This window comes from Ruegeria sp. H7 (assembly GCF_056532945.1).
In genome coordinates, this window is the sequence record NZ_JBQFNZ010000002.1 from 533010 (window position 1) to 554137 (window position 21128).

Annotated in this window: 17 protein-coding genes and 1 tRNA gene; 10 read left to right on the plus strand and 8 right to left on the minus strand. The window is 59.5% G+C overall.

Annotated features, from left to right (window positions below; all coding sequences use genetic code 11):
- Window positions 1-113: 113 nt before the first annotated feature.
- Both ACR0AC_RS07670 and ACR0AC_RS07675 read left to right on the plus strand, forming a co-directional pair.
- Window positions 114-941 (plus strand): polyphosphate kinase 2 family protein, encoded by an 828-nt coding sequence (locus ACR0AC_RS07670; protein WP_480872684.1) that lies wholly within the window; start codon window positions 114-116, stop codon window positions 939-941.
- A gap of 70 nt (window positions 942-1011) precedes the next feature.
- Window positions 1012-1085 (plus strand) — tRNA-Gly (locus ACR0AC_RS07675).
- Window positions 1086-1189: 104 nt separating this feature from the next.
- On the opposite strand, the gene ACR0AC_RS07680 is transcribed toward ACR0AC_RS07675, so the two are convergent.
- The gene (locus ACR0AC_RS07680) at window positions 1190-3238 is read right to left on the minus strand and encodes an ASKHA domain-containing protein (protein ID WP_480872686.1); all 2049 of its coding nucleotides are present in this window, start codon (window positions 3236-3238) and stop codon (window positions 1190-1192) included.
- 215 nt (window positions 3239-3453) lie between these two features.
- On the opposite strand from ACR0AC_RS07680, the gene guaB reads away from it, so the two are divergent.
- The 3 genes from guaB to ACR0AC_RS07695 all read left to right on the plus strand — a co-directional run bounded on the left by guaB (window position 3454) and on the right by ACR0AC_RS07695 (window position 8545).
- Complete coding sequence (gene guaB, locus ACR0AC_RS07685; protein ID WP_170450584.1) at window positions 3454-4902, plus strand: IMP dehydrogenase; 1449 nt, start codon at window positions 3454-3456, stop codon at window positions 4900-4902.
- A gap of 82 nt (window positions 4903-4984) precedes the next feature.
- On the plus strand, window positions 4985-6142 hold the full coding sequence (locus ACR0AC_RS07690) for an RsmB/NOP family class I SAM-dependent RNA methyltransferase (RefSeq protein ID WP_480780609.1): 1158 nt from the start codon (window positions 4985-4987) through the stop codon (window positions 6140-6142).
- Between the two features lie 111 nt (window positions 6143-6253).
- A complete protein-coding gene (locus ACR0AC_RS07695; protein ID WP_480780608.1) occupies window positions 6254-8545 on the plus strand; it encodes a two-component system sensor histidine kinase NtrB in 2292 nt (763 codons plus the stop codon).
- Between the two features lie 88 nt (window positions 8546-8633).
- Here the strand turns inward: ACR0AC_RS07695 and ACR0AC_RS07700 are convergent, their stop codons facing one another.
- A complete protein-coding gene (locus tag ACR0AC_RS07700; protein ID WP_170450590.1) occupies window positions 8634-9227 on the minus strand; it encodes a gamma-glutamyl kinase in 594 nt (197 codons plus the stop codon).
- A gap of 192 nt (window positions 9228-9419) precedes the next feature.
- Between ACR0AC_RS07700 and recA the strand changes: the two genes are divergently transcribed.
- From recA to ACR0AC_RS07720, 4 genes are all read left to right on the plus strand, one after another.
- Window positions 9420-10487, plus strand: coding sequence for a recombinase RecA (gene recA, locus ACR0AC_RS07705; RefSeq protein ID WP_170629954.1), 1068 nt, complete (start codon window positions 9420-9422; stop codon window positions 10485-10487).
- Between the two features lie 177 nt (window positions 10488-10664).
- Window positions 10665-13337, plus strand: coding sequence for an alanine--tRNA ligase (gene alaS / locus ACR0AC_RS07710; protein WP_480872689.1), 2673 nt, complete (start codon window positions 10665-10667; stop codon window positions 13335-13337).
- A gap of 1 nt (window position 13338) precedes the next feature.
- Window positions 13339-13626, plus strand: coding sequence for a DUF1330 domain-containing protein (locus ACR0AC_RS07715; protein ID WP_170450596.1), 288 nt, complete (start codon window positions 13339-13341; stop codon window positions 13624-13626).
- A gap of 372 nt (window positions 13627-13998) precedes the next feature.
- A complete protein-coding gene (locus ACR0AC_RS07720) occupies window positions 13999-14622 on the plus strand; it encodes a transglutaminase-like cysteine peptidase (RefSeq protein ID WP_480626021.1) in 624 nt (207 codons plus the stop codon).
- 77 nt (window positions 14623-14699) lie between these two features.
- On the opposite strand, the gene ACR0AC_RS07725 is transcribed toward ACR0AC_RS07720, so the two are convergent.
- The 6 genes from ACR0AC_RS07725 to ACR0AC_RS07750 form a co-directional block, all read right to left on the minus strand.
- The gene (locus ACR0AC_RS07725; RefSeq protein ID WP_480872691.1) at window positions 14700-15353 is read right to left on the minus strand and encodes a hypothetical protein; all 654 of its coding nucleotides are present in this window, start codon (window positions 15351-15353) and stop codon (window positions 14700-14702) included.
- Window positions 15354-15815: 462 nt separating this feature from the next.
- Entirely contained in the window at window positions 15816-17633 is a 1818-nt protein-coding gene (gene typA / locus ACR0AC_RS07730; RefSeq protein WP_480626020.1) for a translational GTPase TypA, read from the minus strand.
- Window positions 17634-17709: 76 nt separating this feature from the next.
- Window positions 17710-18045 (minus strand): SMR family transporter, encoded by a 336-nt coding sequence (locus ACR0AC_RS07735; RefSeq protein WP_170518694.1) that lies wholly within the window; start codon window positions 18043-18045, stop codon window positions 17710-17712.
- Between the two features lie 380 nt (window positions 18046-18425).
- Window positions 18426-19589: an HD domain-containing protein gene (locus ACR0AC_RS07740; RefSeq protein WP_480872694.1), complete on the minus strand. Its 1164-nt coding sequence runs from the start codon at window positions 19587-19589 to the stop codon at window positions 18426-18428.
- The gene (locus tag ACR0AC_RS07745) at window positions 19586-19831 is read right to left on the minus strand and encodes a hypothetical protein (protein WP_170450608.1); all 246 of its coding nucleotides are present in this window, start codon (window positions 19829-19831) and stop codon (window positions 19586-19588) included. The genes ACR0AC_RS07740 and ACR0AC_RS07745 overlap by 4 nt, the downstream gene beginning before the upstream one ends.
- Window positions 19831-20484 carry an alpha/beta hydrolase gene (locus tag ACR0AC_RS07750; protein WP_170450609.1) on the minus strand — a complete coding sequence of 218 codons (654 nt, stop codon included), beginning with the start codon at window positions 20482-20484 and terminating at the stop codon, window positions 19831-19833. The genes ACR0AC_RS07745 and ACR0AC_RS07750 overlap by 1 nt, the downstream gene beginning before the upstream one ends.
- 177 nt (window positions 20485-20661) lie before the next feature.
- On the opposite strand from ACR0AC_RS07750, the gene iscR reads away from it, so the two are divergent.
- Entirely contained in the window at window positions 20662-21120 is a 459-nt protein-coding gene (iscR, locus tag ACR0AC_RS07755) for a Fe-S cluster assembly transcriptional regulator IscR (protein ID WP_170450610.1), read from the plus strand.
- Window positions 21121-21128 lie beyond the last annotated feature (8 nt).

A 21128-nucleotide genomic window follows, 5' to 3' on the forward strand; every position in this document is an offset into this window, starting at 1 on the left:
GTCGGGAATACCCTCTGAGTGACCACCACACCTAACAGCCGCGCATTTCCTTGCAATATGGACCTGTTCCGGGAACAGTGACGACGGCGTCGGCACGTAAAAAGGTGGTCACTATGTCCAAACATCACCCCCCGAAACTCTCGGACGCGGATCTGACCAGTAAGTTGGGAAAGAAAGACTATTTCGACCAGTTGATCGATCTGCAGGCCAAGCTGGCCATCGTCCAGCAGGCGTTTCTGTTCCATGGCCTGAAAGGCGTGATCGTCTTTGAAGGCTGGGACGCGGCGGGTAAGGGCGGCACGATCCGACGGATCAGCCAGGCGCTGGACCCGCGCAGCTTCAAGGTCTGGCCCATTGGCGCGCCGCGGAATTATTACCTCAATCGCCACTACCTGTTGCGATTCTGGGAGCGTCTGCCGCCCTCGGGCGCAATCTCGGCCTTTGATCGCAGTTGGTACGGGCGTGTTCTGGTCGAACGGATCGAGAAATTGACGCCCGAACGTCGCTGGCGCGCGGCTTATGACGAGATCAACGCCTTTGAACGGATGCTGACGGACGACGGCACGCGGATCATCAAGCTGTTCTTCCACATCTCGCAGGATGAGCAGATGGAGCGATTCACCGAACGGCTCACAAACCCGCTGAAACGTTGGAAACTGACCTACGAAGATTTTCGAAACCGCGAAAAATGGGCCGAGACAGAGGTGGCCGTGGACGAGATGCTGGCCCGCACCTCGACCCAGAACGCGCCGTGGCACGTAATACCGGCAAACAACAAAAAATATGCGCGTATCAAGGCGATGCAGGCTATTGTTGATGCATTTTCGAAGGATGTTGACCTGAACCCGCGCCATCTGGACAGCGAAACACTGGATGCCGCGTGCGAGGCGCTTGATGTCGATGAGACGCTGATCGAAAGCCTGCGCGCGCGCACCGAGTGAGTTTTGAGGCGAGCCGGGTGACAATCCCGCTTGAACCCCGGTTCCCGGTGGTGCTATCCACTTCCACGCGGCGGGTATGATGTAATGGTAGCCTGTCAGCTTCCCAAGCTGAACGCGCGGGTTCGATTCCCGCTACCCGCTCCAGAGTTTTCCCCATCGGACCAAAATACTGCCGCCCGCTCGTACATTTGCGCGCGGAGTCGCGACCTGAAATTCGAAGCAGGTCGCGACCGTGGTCTTTTTTGGGCTTAACCCCGACGTCTGCGGCGACGGCCTCCGCCTGTTTCGGCGTCTGCGCCGCCCGTGTTAAAGCTGGGCGCGGGCAGGGTGACGACCTGACCGAGTTCCGGGAACGGGTCGGTTTTGTGCGGGATGGCGTTGGCGGCGACGAAATGGTCCTGAAACTTCGGCTCGATGGCGGTTTCGATCTTGGTGATCTCGCGCACGACCCGTTCGATCTCGGCGCGTGAGCCGATGTTGCAGAGCGCAATCCGTGCGCCGGTGCCAGCGGCGTTGCCCGCGCTTGTGACCTTGTCCAGCGGCGCGTCCGGGATCATACCCAGAACCATTGCGTGTTTGGTCGAGATATGGGCGCCAAACGCGCCCGCCAGAACGACGCGATCCACGCGGTCGACCTCCATCTCGTCCATCAGCAAACGTGCACCGGCATAGAGCGCGGATTTGGCAAGCTGGATGGCGCGAATGTCGCCTTGGGTGACGGTGATGCGCGGGCCGCCCTCGGCGCTGGCGTCGTGGATAAGGTAAGCGTGGGTGCGGCCTTCGGGCACGCAGCGGGGGGTGCCGGTCTGCTCGGCCGACCCGATCAGGCCGCTTTCGTCCAGCAGCCCTGCAATGCGCATCTCGGCAACGGCTTCGATGATGCCGGACCCGCAGATGCCGGTGATGCCGGTGGTGCCGATGTCCTTGTCAAAGCCGTCCTCGTCGGACCACTTGTCCGACCCGATGATGCGGAACCGGGGTTCTTTTGTGACAGGATCAATCTCGATCCGTTCGATGGCACCGGGTGCGGCGCGCTGGCCGGAACTGATCTGAGCGCCCTCGAACGCAGGCCCGGTGGGCGAGGAACAGGCCAAAACGCGGCTGGTGTTGCCCAGCAGAATCTCGGCATTGGTGCCCACGTCGACGATCAGCACCAGATCCTCGGATTTGCCCGGCTCTTCCGACAGGGCCACGGCGGCGCAGTCCGCGCCCACATGGCCCGCGATGCAGGGCAGGATGTAGACCTGCGCGCGCGGGTTCATCGCGGTGAGGTCCATCTCTCGCGCGGGCAGGGACATGGATTCCGACGTCGCCAGCGCAAAGGGGGCCTGTCCCAGCTCGACCGGATCGAGGCCCAGCAGCAGGTGGTGCATGACCGGGTTGCAGACAAACACCGTCTCGACAATCAGCGCGGCGTCAATCCCGGCCTCCTCGGCGATCGAGGTGGTCAGGTCGTTGATCGCCTCGCGTACGGCCCTGGTCATCTCGGCATCGCCGCCGGGATTCATCATGGCGTAGGACACACGGCTCATCAGGTCTTCGCCGAACCGGATTTGCGGGTTCATCAGGCCCGAGGACGCCTTGACCTCGCCGGTTTCCAGATCGGTCAGATGCGCGGCGATTGTGGTCGAGCCGAGGTCGATGGCCAGACCATAGAGGCCGTGTTCATGCAGGCCGGGCCAGATCTCGACGATACGGCCCACCGTGTCCTTGTGGCCTTTGTGGACGGCGACCGTGACCTCCCATTTCCCTTTGCGTAGAACCGGTTGCAGCTTGGACATCAGCGACAGATCGGCGGTCACGGCGTCGATGTTCCACTGCTGGCGCAGGGCGCGTTCCAAGCGCTCCAGATCGCCGGTGGGGGAATGCATGTCGGGCTCTTCGACCACCACAAAATACAGGCGCGTCGCCGGGTCCATGGTGATGGCGCGCGCGGCGGCGGCCTTGCGGACGACCTGGCGGTGTACCTGGCTTTCGGGCGGGACGTCGATCACCACATCGCCCTGAACAGATGCCTGACAGCCCAGACGCCGACCGGGTTTCAAGCCGCGCTTGTCGTCGTAGCGCTGCTCAACCGCGTTCCATTCGCTTAGCGCGTCTTCGGATACGGTGACGCCATGCTTGGGAAACTCGCCATAGCTTGGCGTGATCTGGCATTTCGAACAGATACCGCGCCCGCCGCAGACCGAATCCAGATCGACGCCCAACTGGCGCGCTGCGGTCAGAATCGGGGTGCCGACGGGAAAGTGCCCGCGTTTGCCGGATGGGGTGAAGACGACAAGAGGGTCGGTGGTCATGAATGGCCTGCCTTTGTATTCGCGCGTATGCGGCGCAAGATATGAGTTTATGCGCAAAGGGAAAGGCCATTCAGCGGCAGGTTTTGATCAACCAGCGTCGTTTTGGGCGCGGCATTCCCCGACATTTGGCAACAACTTGGGGTCAGGGGCTTTTCCTTAGGGTTGATCCATGCAATAGGGTCACCGCCAAACGGGCTTTTGCATGGGGTGAACAGATGCAGATTCGTGAGGCGCTTACCTTTGATGACGTTCTCTTGGTGCCGGGGGCATCCTCGGTCTTGCCTGCAACGGCGGATACCAGCACGCGTGTGACGCGGCAGATCACCATGAACATCCCGCTGCTCAGCTCGGCCATGGACACGGTGACCGAGGCGCGCATGGCGATTGCGATGGCGCAGGCGGGTGGCATCGGGGTGATCCACAAGAACCTCTCGGTCGAGGAACAGGCCCGCGAAGTGCGCCGGGTCAAGCGGTTCGAATCGGGGATCGTCTACAACCCGGTCACGCTGCGCGCGGATCAGACGCTGGCTGACGCGCAGGCGCTGGTGCAGCGGTATAATTTCACCGGTTTTCCTGTGGTGGACGATCAGGGCCGTGTTGTTGGCATCGTGACCAACCGCGATATGCGCTTTGCGACCTCGGACGACACGCCGATCCACGCGATGATGACCTCGGACAATCTGGCGATGCTGCAAGAGCCTGCGGATCTGGAAGAGGCCAAAAGCCTGATGCGCGCTCGCCGGATCGAGAAACTTCTGGTTGTCGATGGTGAAGGCAAGCTGACCGGACTGTTGACGCTGAAAGACACCGAACAGGCGGTCCTGAACCCAACTGCCTGTAAAGACACCCTTGGACGTCTGCGCGTCGCGGCAGCAACCTCGGTTGGCGATGCCGGATTTGAACGGTCCGAGTTGCTGGTCGATTCGGGTGTGGACATCATTGTTGTCGACACCGCCCATGGCCATTCGCAAGGCGTTTTGGATGCGGTGAAACGGGCCAAGACCCTGTCGAATGAGGTTCAGATCATCGCAGGCAACGTGGCCACGGCGGATGCGACCAAGGCGCTGATCGATGCGGGGGCGGATGCGATCAAGGTTGGCATTGGGCCGGGATCGATCTGTACCACCCGGATGGTGGCTGGTGTTGGCGTGCCTCAGCTGACCGCGATCATGGATTGTGCGGCTGCCGCCGGGGACGTTCCGGTGATTGCCGATGGCGGCATCAAGTTCTCGGGCGATTTTGCCAAGGCGATTGCGGCGGGTGCGTCCTGCGCCATGGTTGGTTCGATGATCGCAGGGACAGACGAAAGCCCGGGCGAGGTGATCTTGTATCAGGGCCGTTCGTTCAAATCCTATCGTGGCATGGGCAGCCTGGGCGCGATGGCGCGTGGGTCTGCGGACCGGTATTTCCAGAAGGACGCCGCCAATGACAAGCTGGTGCCTGAAGGGATCGAGGGGCAGGTGCCCTACAAAGGCTCGGCCAGCGCGGTTGTTCACCAATTGGTCGGTGGTCTGCGGGCGGCCATGGGCTATACCGGCTGTGGCACGGTCGAAGAGATGCGCAAGAACTGCAATTTCGTTAAGATCACCGGGGCCGGTTTGAAGGAAAGCCATGTGCATGACGTTCAGATCACGCGTGAAAGCCCCAACTACAGGGTGATGTGATCCGGTATTTGGATGCAGACGGCACCCTTTAGCGGGTGCCGTTTTGCATTTGCGCCGCGCGTAACAGGAAACGGAATAGGCAATGACACCTGCAGCCCGCATTCAGGCCTCGATTGAAATTCTGGATCAGATTTTGGATGGCGCGCCGGTTGAAAAGGCCTTGACCGGCTGGGCCCGGCGCAGCCGGTTTGCCGGGTCAAAAGATCGCGCGGCGGTTCGGGATCATGTATTTGATGCCCTGCGCTGCAAGCGGTCCTTTGCCGCGCTTGGCGGCGCATGCACCGGGCGCGGGCTTATGATCGGGGCAATCCGTGCAAAAGATGGCGATGTGGACACCCTGTTCACTGGCGATCGACATGCCCCTGCACCTGTTCAATCCTCCGAGACTGCGCGCGCGGTCACGACGGATGCGGAACGTTTTGACATCCCAGAGTGGCTCTGGCCTCGGTTCTCGGCTTCGCTTGGAGATGATGCCATAGCGGCGGCTGAGGCTTTGCAAAACCGGGCTCCGGTGCATCTGCGGGTAAACCTTCTGAAGGCCGACTTGCCCCTTGCCACGGAACGCCTGAAGGCCGACGGCATAACCGCTCACCCGCTGGGGATCTGCCCAACGGCTTTGGAGGTAACCGAAGGCGCGCGCAAGATTGCGCAGAGCCGGGCCTATCTCGACGGTCTGGTCGAGCTGCAGGACGCCGCGAGCCAGGCGGTCGTCGCGGCGCTGGACATGCGGTCGGGCCAGCGGGTTCTGGATTATTGCACCGGCGGCGGTGGGAAGGCTTTGGCCTTGGCCGCGCATCAAGGGGTCGAGGTCTTTGCGCATGACGTCAATGCCGCGCGGATGCGGGACCTGCCCAACCGGGCCGAGCGCGCCGGGGCCAAAGTGACGTTGGTAACGTCAGACGAGTTGGCCCGACACCAGCCGTTTGACATCGTTCTGGCCGACGCGCCGTGTTCAGGCAGTGGCTCATGGCGGCGCGCGCCTGCGGGTAAATGGGCGCTCACCGAAACGCGATTGCAAGAACTGACCATCATTCAGGCGGATATTCTGGTCACGATTGCGCCTTTGGTCCGGGACGGTGGCGTACTGGCTTACGCGACCTGTTCGATGTTGGATAGCGAGAACGCAGACGTTGTTGACGCGTTCCTGAATGCAAACCCGGAATGGCATGAACATCTGCGCAAATCGTGGCGAGTGGCACACGGCACGGATGGATTCTTTACGGCACACTTGACGCGGTAGCGCGTCACCGAATAGCAACCTTGGGTAGAAGCCCGTTGTTCGATTTTCGTTAAGCGGGAATTAACCAAATTGGGGTCGAAATACCCCAACGCCCAATTGACCGAACCGTTCATGTCCGACGCTGCCGAGTTTTTTTCTGATCCGCCCGACCAGAAATCACCGCCCGCGTGGCGCGCAGGCTCTTTGGCTGTTGTGGCGCTTGTTCTGACCTTGGCGCCGATGTCCGGTTTTTTGTCCTCGGACTGGATGTATGGCTTGTGGGTGTCGGGTGGGTCCTTGCTGTTGGTCGTGCTGGGCGTCGTCGCAAAGACGATGCTGGCAAATCGCTCGGCGCAACAGATGGCGTCGGTCATGGCCGCCTTTGCGCAGCAAGACCCGTGTCCATGCCTGATCGCGAACGCGCATGGCGACATCCTTATCGCGAACGCACAGGCCCAAAAAAGGTTTCAAGCCGATCCGGGTGCAGGCCTGGCCAGATGTTTGCGATCGGTCTTTGCCAATCCCGCCGCGATTCTGCTGCGCCTTCAATCACAGGCGCAGGCTCAGGGGCGCGCGCATGAGGATATTGTCACCCATGACGCAACCATCCCGGTTTCTGTTTTCGGGCTTGGAAACGGCCTGTTTTGCTGGCGGTTTCATCTCAATGACGGCGGTCCGTGGACGGATCTGTCCCTGCCTGTTTTGACCGAGGGGCGAAACGGCGTGGTGCTGGACCTTAACGCCGCCGCCGAACGTCTTTTGGGATTTCGGCCCGAAAGAATGGACCAGTTTCTGCCGGATAGCCTTGGGCCCGACGGTGGAATTCGGCAACTCACAACACAAAACGGCACGACGCCTGCCGCCGTGACACAACTGTCGCGCTCGGGTATTGGGCGCAATCTGGCGCTGGTGCCTTTGGCCGAGACACCAAGCCATGGGGTCGGAACATGCTTTGCCGATCTGCCTGTTCCGATCATGTGCCTGCTGCCGGACGGAACGATTCAGGAAGCCAACCGTCTTGCGCTGAAACTGCTGGGCGGAAGCCATCTGAACCACACCAACATTAGCCACATCATGCAGGGGCTGGGCCATCCGATCCTCGAATGGTTGGAAAGGACCGCGGCCGGAGAAGACACGCAGCGGTCCGAATTCCTGCGCCTTACCCGCGATGACAAAGAGATTTTCGTGCAGGTGACGCTGAGGCGGGTGATCGATGACGGGCAGGTCTGCCTGATTGCCGTTCTGAACGATGCGACCGAGCTCAAGACCCTTGAGGCCCAGTTCGTGCAGGGACAGAAGATGCAGGCCGTCGGGCAGTTGGCGGGTGGCGTCGCGCATGATTTCAACAATTTGCTGACCGCCATCTCGGGCCATTGCGATTTGCTGTTGCTGCGCCATGACCACAACGACCCCGACTATGCCGATCTCGTCCAGATCAACCAGAACGCCAACCGCGCCGCAGCCTTGGTCAGCCAGCTTCTGGCGTTTTCGCGCAAACAAACCCTGCGACCCGAGGTTTTGGACCTGCGCGACACGATCTCGGACCTGATCCATTTGCTGAACCGGCTTGTGGGGGAAAAGGTGCAGTTGACCCTCAGCCATGATCCGGTGCTGAAACCCGTGCGTGCCGATAAACGCCAATTGGAGCAGGTTCTGATGAACCTTGTGGTCAACGCACGCGACGCCATGCCGGATGGGGGTGAGATTCGGATCGAGACCGAGGTGCTGGCCCTGACAGAACCCCTGCGCCGCGACCGTGCGAGTGTACCGCCGGGCGAATACGTGACTGTAAAGGTCAGCGACAGCGGCATCGGCATTCCCGCCGACAAACTGCAAAAGGTGTTCGAGCCGTTCTATACGACCAAACGAACGGGTGAGGGGACAGGGCTGGGCCTGTCCACCGTCTATGGCATCGTCAAGCAGACCGGCGGTTTCATCTTTGTCGACAGCGCGCCGGGGCGGGGAACCGATTTCACCGTGTTTCTGCCGGTCTGCACTTCGGCCTCGGCCCCGGAGGCGGTGGAAGAGGCACCACCGGTCGTCCAATCAGCGCGTCAGGGCGAAGGGGTTGTGCTGCTGGTGGAAGACGAAGCGCCGGTTCGCGCCTTTGCAACCCGGGCCTTGCGCCTGAAAGGCTATACGGTGCTCGAGGCGGAATCGGCCGAGGATGCCCTGCGCCTTCTGGAAGACCCTGACCTGATCGTGGACGTCTTTGTCACCGATGTGGTCATGCCGGGTATGGATGGGCCGACCTGGGTGGGCAAGGCGTTAGAATCCCGGCCTGATGCGCGGGTGGTCTTTGTGTCGGGCTACACCGAAGGTGCATTCGGAGACTCAGGGCCACAGATCGCCAACTCGACCTTCCTGCCCAAGCCGTTTTCACTAAACCAGCTAACCGAAGCCGTGCACCAGCAGCTTGCCTAAAGCGTGCGACCTTTAGCCTGAATTACCCTGCGACACGAATGGCCCGCGAGCGCCCAAGGGTATTCGCGTCTCAGATTTAAGGTTTGCTTCAAAGGGCGGCGTCATGGGCTGCGAATTCCTCGGCGTGTTTGCTGCGGAACTTTCGTTCGGTCTCGGCTAACAGGGTCAGGTCGCCCGGCGGGGATACATTCTCGCGCGGCAGAGAGATGTCCATCTGCAACCGGTCCTGCAAAAAGCTCAGGATCTTGTCCTGATGTTCGTATTTGAAGATATGGGTCGCACCGACCCCGTTGTTTCTGGTCCGAAAAAACTGGCTTTGGCTGCCCACATCCGCAAACCCGGGGCGCGGGTTCTGCATATAGGCGCGAACATACTCATCAAAGCTCAGATCGCGGGTCGAATGGGGATGGCCGATCCGATCCTCGCGGCTGCGAAAGCGGTACCAACTGCCCAGCCAGTCAATCGGTTCGCGCACGACGGCCATGATTTCCATCTCGGTGTCGTACATCTTTCGGTACATGTTCTGAAAAAACCGATCAAACCGGCGCACCGGCGCGTGTTTCAACTCGGGCGGGCCGGTCACAACCAGATCGGCCCGCGCACCCAACGCGGTGTGGTAAGCCGTGCTGCCAGTCTTGGGGACAGATAAAAACGCAAGGCGTTCTTTATAGAAAACAAGCATTTATCGGCCCCGAACTGTATTTCACCATGATGGCAGAGTGTCGTAAACGACTCTTTAACACAATTGCCCAAAAGTAAGTTCTGTAAGTTTTAGTTGAAATGTTCTCTTTTTGGTCCCATAAGGAACAAGAGGCGAACAAAGCAGCGATTGCCGCCCGGAAAAGGGTGTGACAAAAGGGAAGGCGACAGGACAATGGCGGATCTTCTGACGATGAGCGACAAGAAAAACGCGGATAAGCAAAAGGCGCTCGACAGTGCGCTGGCCCAGATCGAACGGCAGTTCGGCAAAGGCTCGATCATGAAGCTGGGCGAGGATGCCAAGCAGGATATCGACGCAAGCTCGACCGGATCGCTGGGTCTGGATATCGCGCTGGGAATCGGCGGTCTGCCGATGGGGCGGATTGTTGAAATTTACGGGCCGGAAAGCTCGGGTAAAACGACCCTGACGCTGCATTGTATTGCCGAACAGCAGAAACGTGGCGGTGTCTGCGCCTTTGTCGATGCGGAACATGCGCTGGACCCGCAATATGCCCGCAAGCTGGGCGTCGATCTGGATGAGTTGCTGATCTCGCAACCCGATACCGGCGAACAGGCGCTTGAGATTACCGATACGCTGGTGCGTTCGGGGGCTGTGAACATGGTCGTGGTCGACTCGGTGGCGGCGCTGACGCCGAAATCCGAGCTTGAGGGCGACATGGGCGACAGCAACGTGGGCGTTCAGGCCCGCCTGATGAGCCAGGCGATGCGTAAGCTGACCGGCTCGATCAGTCGTTCGAACTGTATGGTGATCTTCATCAACCAGATCCGGATGAAGATCGGTGTCATGTTCGGCAGCCCGGAGACCACCACCGGTGGCAATGCGCTAAAGTTCTACAGCTCGGTCCGTCTGGACATCCGCCGCATCGGCGCGATCAAGGACCGCGACGAGGTGGTCGGCAACCAGACCCGCGTGAAGGTTGTGAAGAACAAGGTGGCACCGCCGTTCAAGCAGGTGGAATTCGACATCATGTATGGCGAAGGTATCAGCAAGATGGGTGAGTTGCTGGATCTGGGCGTCAAGGCTGGCGTGGTCGAGAAATCGGGCTCGTGGTTCAGCTATGGCGACGAACGGATCGGGCAGGGGCGCGAGAATGCCAAGCAATACCTGCGCGACAATTCCCGCATCGCGCTGGAGATCGAGGATAAGATTCGCGCAGCCCACGGTCTGGATTTCGACATGCCGCCCGGCGCTGCCGAGGATGACGACATCCTCGAAGCGTAAAGGACGCTGACGGGAACAGCAGAAATCCCCCGGCACCCCGATGGTGCTGAGAATACTGGGAACAGGGCGGTCCATCGGGGCCGCCTTGTTTCGTTTGGAACGGCTATGCTGTGGACACTCCCTGGACGCGGCGGTAAACCTGCGCAAACGAGTATGATTTCGCGCCGAGAGAGCCTTATGCCCACGCTGAACGATATCCGATCGACCTTTCTGAACTACTTTGCCAAGCAGGGGCACGAGGTGGTCGCGTCCAGCCCATTGGTGCCGCGCAACGACCCGACGCTGATGTTCGTGAACTCGGGCATGGTGCAGTTCAAAAACCTGTTCACGGGCGTTGAAACCCGCGACTACCAGCGCGCCACTACGGCGCAGAAATGTGTGCGTGCGGGCGGCAAGCACAACGATCTGGACAATGTGGGCTACACCGCGCGGCACCATACGTTTTTCGAGATGTTGGGGAATTTCTCGTTCGGCGACTATTTCAAACCCGAGGCGATTCCTTTCGCGTGGGAACTGATCACCAAGGAATTCGGTATCGACAAGAATCGTTTGTGGACAACGGTTTATCACACCGATGATGAAGCGTTCGAGATCTGGAAAAAGGTCGGCGTGCCCGAAGACCGGATCATCCGCATCGCCACCAGTGACAATTTCTGGCAGATGGGCCCGACCGGCCCCTGCGGCCCGTGCACCGAGATTTTCTATGATCACGGCGACCACATCTGGGGCGGGCCACCGGGATCGGCCGAGGAAGATGGCGACCGGTTCATCGAGATCTGGAATATCGTTTTCATGCAGAACGAGCAGTTCGAGGACGGCTCGATGGTGGAACTCGACATGCAGTCGATTGACACCGGTATGGGGCTGGAACGGATTGGCGCGCTGCTGCAGGGCAGCCATGACAACTATGACACTGACCTGTTCAAAACGCTGATCGAGGCGTCGGCGGATGCAACCGGCGTTGACCCCTATGGCGACCAGAACGTGCACCACCGGGTGATTGCGGATCACCTGCGCTCGACCTCATTCCTGATCGCGGATGGGGTGATGCCATCCAATGACGGGCGCGGCTACGTGCTGCGCCGGATCATGCGCCGCGCAATGCGTCACGCGCATCTGCTGGGCGCAAAAGATCCGGTTATGCACCGGCTGGTTCCGACCCTGGTGCAACTGATGGGCGCGCAATATTCCGAACTTGGACAGGCGCAGCCGCTGATCGAAGAGACTCTGCTGCTTGAGGAAACCCGTTTCAAACAGACATTGGATCGCGGCCTGAAACTGCTGGATGATGAAGTTGCAGGCCTGCCCGAAGGTGCGGCTTTGCCCGGCGATGCGGCGTTCAAGCTGTATGACACATATGGGTTCCCGCTGGACCTGACGCAGGATGCGCTGCGTGAAAAAGGCCGAACCGTCGATACCGATGGGTTCGACGCCGCCATGGCCGAGCAAAAGGCCAAGGCTCGTGCCGCGTGGGCGGGTTCGGGCGAAGCAGCGGATCAGGCCGTTTGGTTCGATGTGCTGGACAGCGCAGGGGCCACGGATTTCCTGGGTTACGACACTGAAAAAGCCGAAGGTCAGGTTGCCGCGCTGATCGTCGATGGCGCTTTGGTCGACAAGATCGAGCAGGGCAACACCGGCTGGGTCGTGGTGAACCAGACCCCGTTCTATGGCGAGGCCGGCGGTCAGGTTGGCGACACGGGTGAAATCCGTCGGCTGGAAGAACGCGATGATGTTTCGCGCGTCGAGGACACAAAGAAATTCGCAGACGGGAAGGTCTATGCGCACAAAGTGACCGTGGATCACGGCGCTTTGTCCAAGGGCGACGCAGTTGAGTTGGAGGTTGATCACGCGCGCCGTTCGGCGATCCGTGCCAATCACTCGGCGACGCATTTGCTGCACGAGGCCTTGCGCGAAACACTGGGTGATCACGTGGCGCAGCGGGGGTCGTTGAATGCATCCGACCGCCTACGGTTCGATTTCAGCCACTCCAAAGCACTGACGCTGGACGAAATCCAAAAGGTTGAACGCGAGGTGAATGATTTCATCCGCCAGAACTCGACCGTCGAGACCCGGATCATGACCCCGGATGACGCGCGGGGGCTGGGTGCGCAGGCCTTGTTTGGTGAGAAATACGGCGACGAAGTGCGCGTTGTGTCGATGGGCAAGGCGCCGACCGGTAAGGGACAGGATGGTGAGACCTGGTCGATTGAACTGTGCGGCGGTACGCATGTGCGCCAAACCGGCGACATCGGAACCTTTGTTGTTCTGGGCGACAGCGCCAGCAGCGCCGGTGTCCGGCGGATCGAAGCTCTGACCGGGGATGAGGCGTTCCGCTATCTTTCGGCGCAGGATCATCGTCTGGCCCAGATCGCGACAGAGTTGAAAGCGCAGCCGGATGATGTGGTCAGCCGTGTCAAATCTTTGCTGGACGAACGCAAGGCGCTGCAAAACGAGGTCGCTCAGCTGCGCCGTGACCTGGCCATGGCCGGCGGCGCGGGGAAGGGCAACGGGGCCGAGGCACGCGAGGTCAATGGCATCAAGTTCCTGGCCCAGGCGCTGAGCGGTGTATCGGGCAAGGACCTGCCTGCTCTGATAGACGAACACAAAGCCCGTCTTGGCACGGGCGCGGTATTGTTGATCGCGGATGCCGGTGGCAAGGCCGCTGTTGCGGCTGGTGTGACGTCGGACCTGACCGACACGGTTTCCGCGGTGGATCTGGTGAAGGCCGCTGTTGTGGAACTGGGCGGGAAAGGCGGCGGAGGCCGTCCCGATATGGCGCAGGGCGGGGGCAAGGATGCCTCCAACGCCGACGCGGCGATCAAGGCCGCCGAACAGGTATTGGGAGCGTAACATGCCCGCACTCTGGATTTCGCACGTAACGGTGACCGACGCCGAATCATATGGAAAATACGCCGAGCTGGCCGGACCCGCGATCGCCAAACATGGCGGTGAGTTCATCGCCCGCGCCGCCCGTTACGTTCAGTTAGAAGGGAAAGAGCGGCCACGGAATGTGGTCGCCCGGTTCCCGTCCGTCGAAGCGGCGGTGGACTGTTACAATTCGGATGACTACCAAACGGCGCTGGATCACGCGCGCGATGCCAGCGAACGTGAGTTGGTGGTGGTTGAGATCACCGACTGAGAATCACCAGGCGCGGTGCGTTTTGGGCGCGTCGCGTGCAAGTGGGCCGTATGTAAGCGAAAATCAGCCAAGGCGCGGATGGCATGATTGTGGCAACAGCAGGCTCGCGAAAGGCGTGAGTTTTACTTCATAAATGTCATACACTTAAGCCTGCTCGGGCGAGTGTCCGTTCAGGTTTCCCGTCACAATTGTGGCCATCTGAACCCATTTCTTGCCCGAAATGGTCAAAATAAGTGACGAATTTCCGCCCTTTTTCCCCTTCAGTTTCGACCTAGATTGCATAATCGGCCACGTTTACGGATAGTTTCTGAAAACGGAATATGGTCCGGTTTGACGACAATCGCTCGGAGAGACTTGGATCGAGGGACAGGCATGAAATCGAATGGCGGGAAATTCACGTCCATCTTAGGACGCGCTGCGGCAGGTTCGGGGCGCTTTTTGGGTGTCGTTGCCATTACTTTTGGCACGTTCCTGGGGGCTACCGTTGCCCAGGCCTCGGAAGGGGCTTTCATCACCAGTGTGTCCGCGTCCCCTCCGCCAACCGGCGCACGTCAGTTGTGCCGCCAGTATGATTGGGCCTGCACCACGAAACGGTCCGGGTCGCTGACCAGCCAGCAAGAGATGCAGATCGTTCAGCGTATCAATCGCCACGTAAACGCCACCATTCGCGAAGTGACCGATCAATCGCAGTACAGAACCCGCGAACGTTGGGCGCTTCCGACCTCGCGCGGTGGCGATTGCGAGGATTTCGCCTTGTTGAAAAAGCGCGATCTGATCAACGCAGGTATCGATCCCAGAAAACTGCTGATTGCAACTGTGCTCGACAAACACCGCAATGCACATGCTGTATTGGTCTACCGTTCGGCGCAGGGGGATTTGGTTCTGGACAATCTGACCAATCAAATTAAACCCTGGTCCGCGACCCAGTATCTGTTCCTTCGCATGCAGGATCCCAAACAACCTCGGCGTTGGGTTGGTGTCTACGGTAGCAGTTAACGTAAGACCAAGAACGCATCGCAAAAAGCCAGCGGCGATAGTTACAACCGCTGGCTTTTTTGCATTCTAACCCGAGCTTAGTTCGTGCCCTGATCACCGGCTTCAGGCGAGCCGCCGCCTTCGGTTCCGTTACCTTCGGGCGAGTCACCCCCTTCGGTTCCGCCGCCTTCAGATCCACCGCCGGAGCTGGAACCACCGGAGCTGGACCCACCAGAACTGGAGCCACCTTCGGACCCACCAGAGCTGGAGCCGCCCGAACTGGAACCACCAGAGCTGGAGCCACCCTCAGAACCACCGGAGCTTGATCCGCCAGAGCTTGAGCCGCCCGAGCTGGAGCCACCTTCAGAACCACCGGAACTGGAGCCACCCGAGCTTGATCCACCAGAGCTGGAGCCACCGGAACTTGATCCGCCGGAGCTGGAGCCACCGGAACTTGATCCGCCCGAGCTTGATCCACCACTGGAACCGCCAGTAGGCGTCACGCCGCCGGAGCTTGAGCCGCCAGAGCTTGATCCACCACCGGAACTGGACCCACCTCCGGAGCTTGATCCTCCGCCAGAACTGGACCCACCGCCGTTTTCGTCAGCCGGACCGTCGCCGGAACGTTGTGACGGCGCGCCGATCGACGCTGTCGGGAAGTCGGTCAGAACTGCTGCGAACGCGGGGCAGGTCTGAAGCGTCCGGGCCAGAATATCTTCGAAATCCGAACGGCGCTGCAGATACCGCAGCATACGGGATTCAACGACGGTACAAGCACACAGGGTTTCCGTCGATACAGACTGTTTGGCGGTCCGAACTGTACATTTCCCATCAGCCAATGCGGGACCAGCCGCGAGCAAAGGAAGTGTAGCTGATGCAAATATAACGGGTAGTATACGAGACTTGATGCGCATGGCGCTACTCCTTGAAACTCATTACTTACTGCGTCGATCTTATGCACTATTGAAACCGTGCGTTGTATGAACGACGTCACACTTTAGTCATGAATACACCTTTCTCTGGCCGAATTTACAAGGGCTGGATCGGGTGAGTCACTTGATTTTAACTTTACTAAAAGTTGAACGGCCATGAAAAACAGGGGTTAGACCTGCCGTTACGGAAGGTCTCCCCATTTTCATCATTTTTGGGATGGATGAAAAAATGTCACACTCGTGTCATTGTTTCCAATTTCGAAATCGACCATTTGCCACAATTTAGGCGGATTTCGCCATGCGCTTGCGTTCATGGGGGTCCAGAAAGCGCTTGCGCAGACGAATGGCGTTGGGGGTTACCTCGACCAGTTCATCATCGTCGATATAGGCAATCGCCTCTTCCAGCGAGAACTGAACATGCGGCGTCAGGCGTACTGCGTCATCAGATCCGCTGGCGCGCACGTTGGTCAGTTTCTTGCCCTTCAGAGGGTTCACTTCCAGATCGTTGTCGCGTGAATGCTCACCGATCACCATGCCTTGATACACTTCTGCCTGAGGGCCCACAAACATCCGGCCACGCTCTTCCAGATTCCACAGCGCGTAAGCGACGGCCTGACCTTTTTCCATCGAGATGAGAACACCAGCACGACGACCGGGGATCTGGCCTTTGTGAGTAGCCCAGTCATGGAACACCCGGTTCAGTACGCCTGTGCCGCGCGTGTCAGTCAGGAATTCGCCGTGATAGCCGATCAGGCCGCGCGAGGGGACATGGGCGATAATGCGGGTTTTACCCGCACCTGCGGGGCGCATCTCGACCAGCTCACCCTTGCGCGCGCCGGTGATTTTTTCGATCACCGCGCCCGAGTATTCGTCATCCACGTCAATGGTAACTTCTTCGACCGGTTCCAGCCTCTGACCGTTTTCCTCGCGGAACAGAACCTGCGGGCGTGAGATGCTGAGTTCGAACCCTTCACGGCGCATGTTTTCGATCAGAACGCCCATCTGCAATTCGCCACGGCCCGCAACCTCGAACGCTTCACCTCCGGGGGTGTCAGAGATGCGGATGGCGACGTTGGATTCAGCCTCTTTCATCAGGCGATCACGGATCACGCGGGACTGCACCTTTTTGCCGTCACGCCCGGCCAGGGGCGAGTCGTTGATGCCGAAGGTTACGGTGATGGTGGGCGGATCGATGGGCTGGGCGGGCAGGGCCTCGTCTACTTGCGGCGAGACCAGCGAGTCGGCGACTGTCGCCTTGCTCATCCCGGCGATGGTGACGATGTCGCCTGCTTCGGCCACATCGATGGGTTGCTGCGCCAGACCACGGAAAGCCAGAATTTTCGAGGCGCGGAAGTTTTCAATCAGCGTACCGTCGCGGCTGAGCGCCTTGAGGCTGTCACCGGCTTTCAGGGTGCCGCTTTCAACGCGCCCGGTCAGGATACGGCCAATGAACGGGTCGCTGCCCAATGTGGTGGCCAGCATGCGGAAAGGTTCGTCTTTCTTTTCGGCCTGCTTGGGCGCGGGGACGTGATCCACGATCAGGTCGAACAGGGCGGTCAGGTCCTTGCGTGGACCGTCCAGCTCCATATCGGCCCAGCCGGACCGGCCCGAGGCATACATGGCCGGGAAATCCAGCTGGTCGTCATCGGCGCCGAGGTTGGCGAACAGGTCAAAGCACTCGTCCAGCGCCCGGTCGGGCTCGGCATCCGGTTTGTCGACCTTGTTCAGGACAACGATAGGCCGCAGGCCCAGCGCCAGCGCCTTGGAGGTCACAAACTTGGTCTGCGGCATCGGACCTTCGGCAGCATCAACCAGCAGGACCACGCCGTCCACCATGCTGAGGATCCGCTCAACCTCACCGCCGAAATCGGCGTGGCCGGGGGTGTCAACGATGTTGATGCGCGTGCCTTTCCACTCGACCGAGGTGGCTTTGGCCAGAATGGTGATGCCACGCTCGCGTTCCAGATCGTTGCTGTCCATGGCGCGTTCCGCCACGGCCTGGTTTTCCCGGAACGCGCCGGATTGTTTGAGCAGCTCATCCACCAGGGTCGTCTTGCCGTGGTCCACGTGAGCGATGATTGCGATGTTGCGCAGGTCCATGAGAGGTCAGCCTTTGAACGGGAAGTTGCCGCGCGCATAACGCGGCACGCGCAAAGTTACCACCCCTAACAGGCGTTCAATGGCCCGCAGTCTTCGAAAACAGGTGAATGATCAGAATTCCGGCCAGGATCAGGGTCAGCCCCAGAACGGCCCAGATGTCCAGTTTTTGTCCAAAGACAACGAAGCCAATTATTGCGATGAAGAATATCCCCAATCCGGACCAGATTGCGTAGACGATACCAACCGGCATGAATTTCAGGGTCAGGCCCAAAAGGTAGAAGGCAAACCCATAGCTGACAACGACCAGAACCGACGGCCAAAGCCGCGTGAATTGCTGGCTGGCCTGCAACGCAGTTGTCCCTACGGTTTCTGCAAAGACCGCGAGCAGCAGGATCAGGTAGGCTTTGGGCATGTTTTATACCTTTGTCTCAATAAACCCAGGCAAGCTTGACCACGACTTTGCAATCTGCGGCAAGCACATTCAGTTGGAAAGCAGTGCCGACCCACAACATGAAGGTCAGGTATACCTGACTATGGGTAAAGTTGAATTTGTGTAAAGTTCCCCCGTGTATTGGTTTTTTTGTTACTGAGTATTGTTTCATGACGTTATTTGCAAAAACCGTCATTCTTGCTGCGTTTGTTATCGTAGCGCTTGGGTGGCTTGCTGGCGGGGGGTCCGTCGATACTGATGCAGCCAATATGGTTGAAAAGTTGGATGGTAGCGTAATTTAAGCGCCGATCAGAACGAAGCAGAGGGAAAAGGGGCCTTTGGGCTCCTTTTCCTATTTATGGCTATGCGTCCGCTGTGCTGTGCGATTGAAAAAAGGCGGACAGTTGCGGCTGTAGCCACTGCCAAAGCTGCGGGGCACCGCCTTCAACCGCCGGTCGTACCCGTGTTTCCAGCTGAGCATAGGTTACGTTGTAATCGACCCACGACCCGCCACCTGTTTCCAGATTGGCCACCGGGGTCTGGAACCGGTCAACGGCCTTGGCAAACCGCGCATCCGGCGTCTCCGCCGCCTCGAACTCGTGCCACAGAGCCGCGAATTGCGTTTGCTGCGGTTCGGGAAGCAGGCCGAACAGACGTTTTGCTGCCGCCTCCTCTTTGGCGGTTTGGGCGGCGTGATCCACTTGTCCGTGGATCGGGTGATCTCCGGCGTCGATTTCGACGATATCGTGCAGCAACAGCATGCGCAGGGCGCGGGCCTCGGACACTCCGTCCTCGGCATATTCCGCCAAGACCCAAGCATAGAGCATAATGTGCCAGGAATGCTCGGCAGAATTCTCAAACCGGTCGGACGCCATCAGGCGCGAGGCGCGCAGGACTGTTTTCAACTGATCAGCCTCGGCCAGGAAGGGCAGGCGTGTTGTAAATGCGTTGGAGTCCGTATCCGCGCCGTCCAGCAGTGCCCGCGCATGACCAAAGGCCAAAGGGAAATCCTGCGCCAGATAAGCTGCGCGCCCACCGTCCAGATTATCTTGCACGACGTCAATATGATCGGCCCGAGGATGCTGCGCGCAGAGCACCTGAAATAGGGGCTGAGAGCGATCCAGAATTTTTGCAAAACGGGCGTCGGCGGATTGATCGGCCTCGAACTCCTGCCAGAGGCTTTGAAACTCCGCCGCCTGATCGGCGGGCAGCAGGCCAAACAGTTCCGAGGCCGCGGCTTGTTCAGCCTTGGCGACGGCCTGCCAGTCGGTCTGCAGATGGATCGGATGGTCGCCCACGATGATCTCAACCAGATCATGCAACAGCAACATGCGGATCACCCGGTCAATCGAAACCTCGGGTCCGGCCAATGGCTCCATGACCAAAGCCCAAAGGGCCAGATGCCAGCTATGCTCGGCCGAGTTTTCACAGCGGGACAGGTCCAGCAGGACGTTTGCCCGTTCCACTGTTTTCAACCTGTCGGCCTGTTTCAGAAAGGCGATTTGGGCCGACAGACGATCACTCATTGCTTTTCGATAGCTTTCACTTTTGAGCGGTGGTCGCTGAGACGCTTGATCACAAAGGTGCGCGCCTTGCGTTCCGCCATCCGGACGCGGATTTCGGTCAGAAATGCCTCTTCCAGCGATTGCGACGCCGCGCCCAGAACCTCACCCACCTCGACAAAGAACCGGTCGTCGCCGGTTTCGTCCATAACCTTCATCGTATCCTCGGCCAGTTTGGCGGCGAGGGTGGTGATGGTGTCAGACATCAGCGCGTGGTCTCGGTCAGGCGGCGTTTCACATAGTCGCTGACATCGGTGATCAGTGTATCCATGTGACGGTCCTGGAAGAAATGGTCTGCACCTTCGACCTCGTTATGGGTGATGGTGATGCCTTTCTGTTCATGCAGCTTGTTCACCAGCGATGTGGTGTCCGCCGGAGGGGCAACGCGGTCGGCTGATCCGTTGATGATCAGACCGGAAGACGGGCAGGGCGCCAGGAACGAAAAGTCATACATGTTCGCCGGGGGCGACACGCTGATAAAGCCCGTGATTTCGGGCCGGCGCATCAGCAATTGCATCCCGATCCACGCACCGAACGAAAAGCCAGCGACCCAGCAGTGTTTCGAGTTGTTGTTCATCGACTGCAGGTAGTCCAGAGCCGAGGCCGCATCGCTCAACTCGCCTACGCCCTGATCATATTCGCCCTGGCTGCGGCCCACGCCGCGGAAGTTAAAGCGCAACACGGTGAAACCCATGTTGTAGAACGCATAGTGCAGGTTGTAGACGACCTTGTTGTTCATGGTCCCGCCAAACTGTGGGTGCGGGTGCAACACGATGGCGATCGGTGCGTCTTTTTCCTTTTGCGGGTGGTAACGGCCTTCCAGGCGGCCTTCGGGTCCGGGAAAAATCACCTCGGGCATGTGTGCTTTGGTCCTGTCTTTTTCTTCCGAGAGCCCGGATATACTTGACGATAATCGTCGGGCACCTTAGAACGGTTCTAATATGTAGCGGCGCGTACCGTCGCTGTCCGTCGGAGATACGCACTGGCGGCGGCGGCGTCAATGATTTCGCGCGCATCTTGCCATGAGGGATTGTCAATGAAGCTCTCGACGAAAGGTCGTTACGCCATGGTTGCGCTGGCTGACATTGCGCTGCAGCCCTCGGATCAGCTTGTGACGCTGGGCGAGATCTCAGAGCGTCAGGACATATCGCTACCGTATCTTGAGCAATTGTTCGTCAAGCTGCGCCGGGCCGAGCTTGTGTCTTCGGTCCGTGGCCCCGGTGGCGGCTATCGACTGGCGCGCCCGGCCTCGGACATTCGCGTGGTCGAGGTTCTGTCAGCCGTTGACGAAACCGTTGACGCGATGACCAAAGGGGCAGGTGCATCCGGCGCGTCCTCGGGCAGTCGCGCGCAATCCCTGACCAATCGTCTGTGGGAGGGGTTGAGCGCGCATGTTTACGTATTCCTGCATCAGACGCGGCTGTCGGATGTGATCAAGAACGATCTGGCGCCTTGTCCTGCTGTTCCCAGCCTGTTCGCTGTGGTGGATGAGTAAGGCGATGG

What these genes read in the sequence shown, in the direction of transcription:
- ACR0AC_RS07735 (WP_170518694.1), bottom strand. Translation starts at nt 18,045, where the DNA reads ATGCCCAAAGCCTACCTGATCCTGCTGCTCGCGGTCTTTGCAGAAACC.
- ACR0AC_RS07740 (WP_480872694.1), bottom strand. Translation starts at nt 19,589, where the DNA reads ATGAGTGATCGTCTGTCGGCCCAAATCGCCTTTCTGAAACAGGCCGAC.
- iscR (WP_170450610.1), top strand. Translation starts at nt 20,662, where the DNA reads ATGAAGCTCTCGACGAAAGGTCGTTACGCCATGGTTGCGCTGGCTGAC.
- ACR0AC_RS07750 (WP_170450609.1), bottom strand. Translation starts at nt 20,484, where the DNA reads ATGCCCGAGGTGATTTTTCCCGGACCCGAAGGCCGCCTGGAAGGCCGT.
- ACR0AC_RS07670 (WP_480872684.1), top strand. Translation starts at nt 114, where the DNA reads ATGTCCAAACATCACCCCCCGAAACTCTCGGACGCGGATCTGACCAGT.
- alaS (WP_480872689.1), top strand. Translation starts at nt 10,665, where the DNA reads ATGCCCACGCTGAACGATATCCGATCGACCTTTCTGAACTACTTTGCC.
- ACR0AC_RS07715 (WP_170450596.1), top strand. Translation starts at nt 13,339, where the DNA reads ATGCCCGCACTCTGGATTTCGCACGTAACGGTGACCGACGCCGAATCA.
- typA (WP_480626020.1), bottom strand. Translation starts at nt 17,633, where the DNA reads ATGGACCTGCGCAACATCGCAATCATCGCTCACGTGGACCACGGCAAG.
- ACR0AC_RS07720 (WP_480626021.1), top strand. Translation starts at nt 13,999, where the DNA reads ATGAAATCGAATGGCGGGAAATTCACGTCCATCTTAGGACGCGCTGCG.
- ACR0AC_RS07695 (WP_480780608.1), top strand. Translation starts at nt 6,254, where the DNA reads ATGTCCGACGCTGCCGAGTTTTTTTCTGATCCGCCCGACCAGAAATCA.
- recA (WP_170629954.1), top strand. Translation starts at nt 9,420, where the DNA reads ATGGCGGATCTTCTGACGATGAGCGACAAGAAAAACGCGGATAAGCAA.
- ACR0AC_RS07690 (WP_480780609.1), top strand. Translation starts at nt 4,985, where the DNA reads ATGACACCTGCAGCCCGCATTCAGGCCTCGATTGAAATTCTGGATCAG.
- ACR0AC_RS07725 (WP_480872691.1), bottom strand. Translation starts at nt 15,353, where the DNA reads ATGCTGCGGTATCTGCAGCGCCGTTCGGATTTCGAAGATATTCTGGCC.
- guaB (WP_170450584.1), top strand. Translation starts at nt 3,454, where the DNA reads ATGCAGATTCGTGAGGCGCTTACCTTTGATGACGTTCTCTTGGTGCCG.
- ACR0AC_RS07745 (WP_170450608.1), bottom strand. Translation starts at nt 19,831, where the DNA reads ATGTCTGACACCATCACCACCCTCGCCGCCAAACTGGCCGAGGATACG.
- ACR0AC_RS07700 (WP_170450590.1), bottom strand. Translation starts at nt 9,227, where the DNA reads ATGCTTGTTTTCTATAAAGAACGCCTTGCGTTTTTATCTGTCCCCAAG.
- ACR0AC_RS07680 (WP_480872686.1), bottom strand. Translation starts at nt 3,238, where the DNA reads ATGACCACCGACCCTCTTGTCGTCTTCACCCCATCCGGCAAACGCGGG.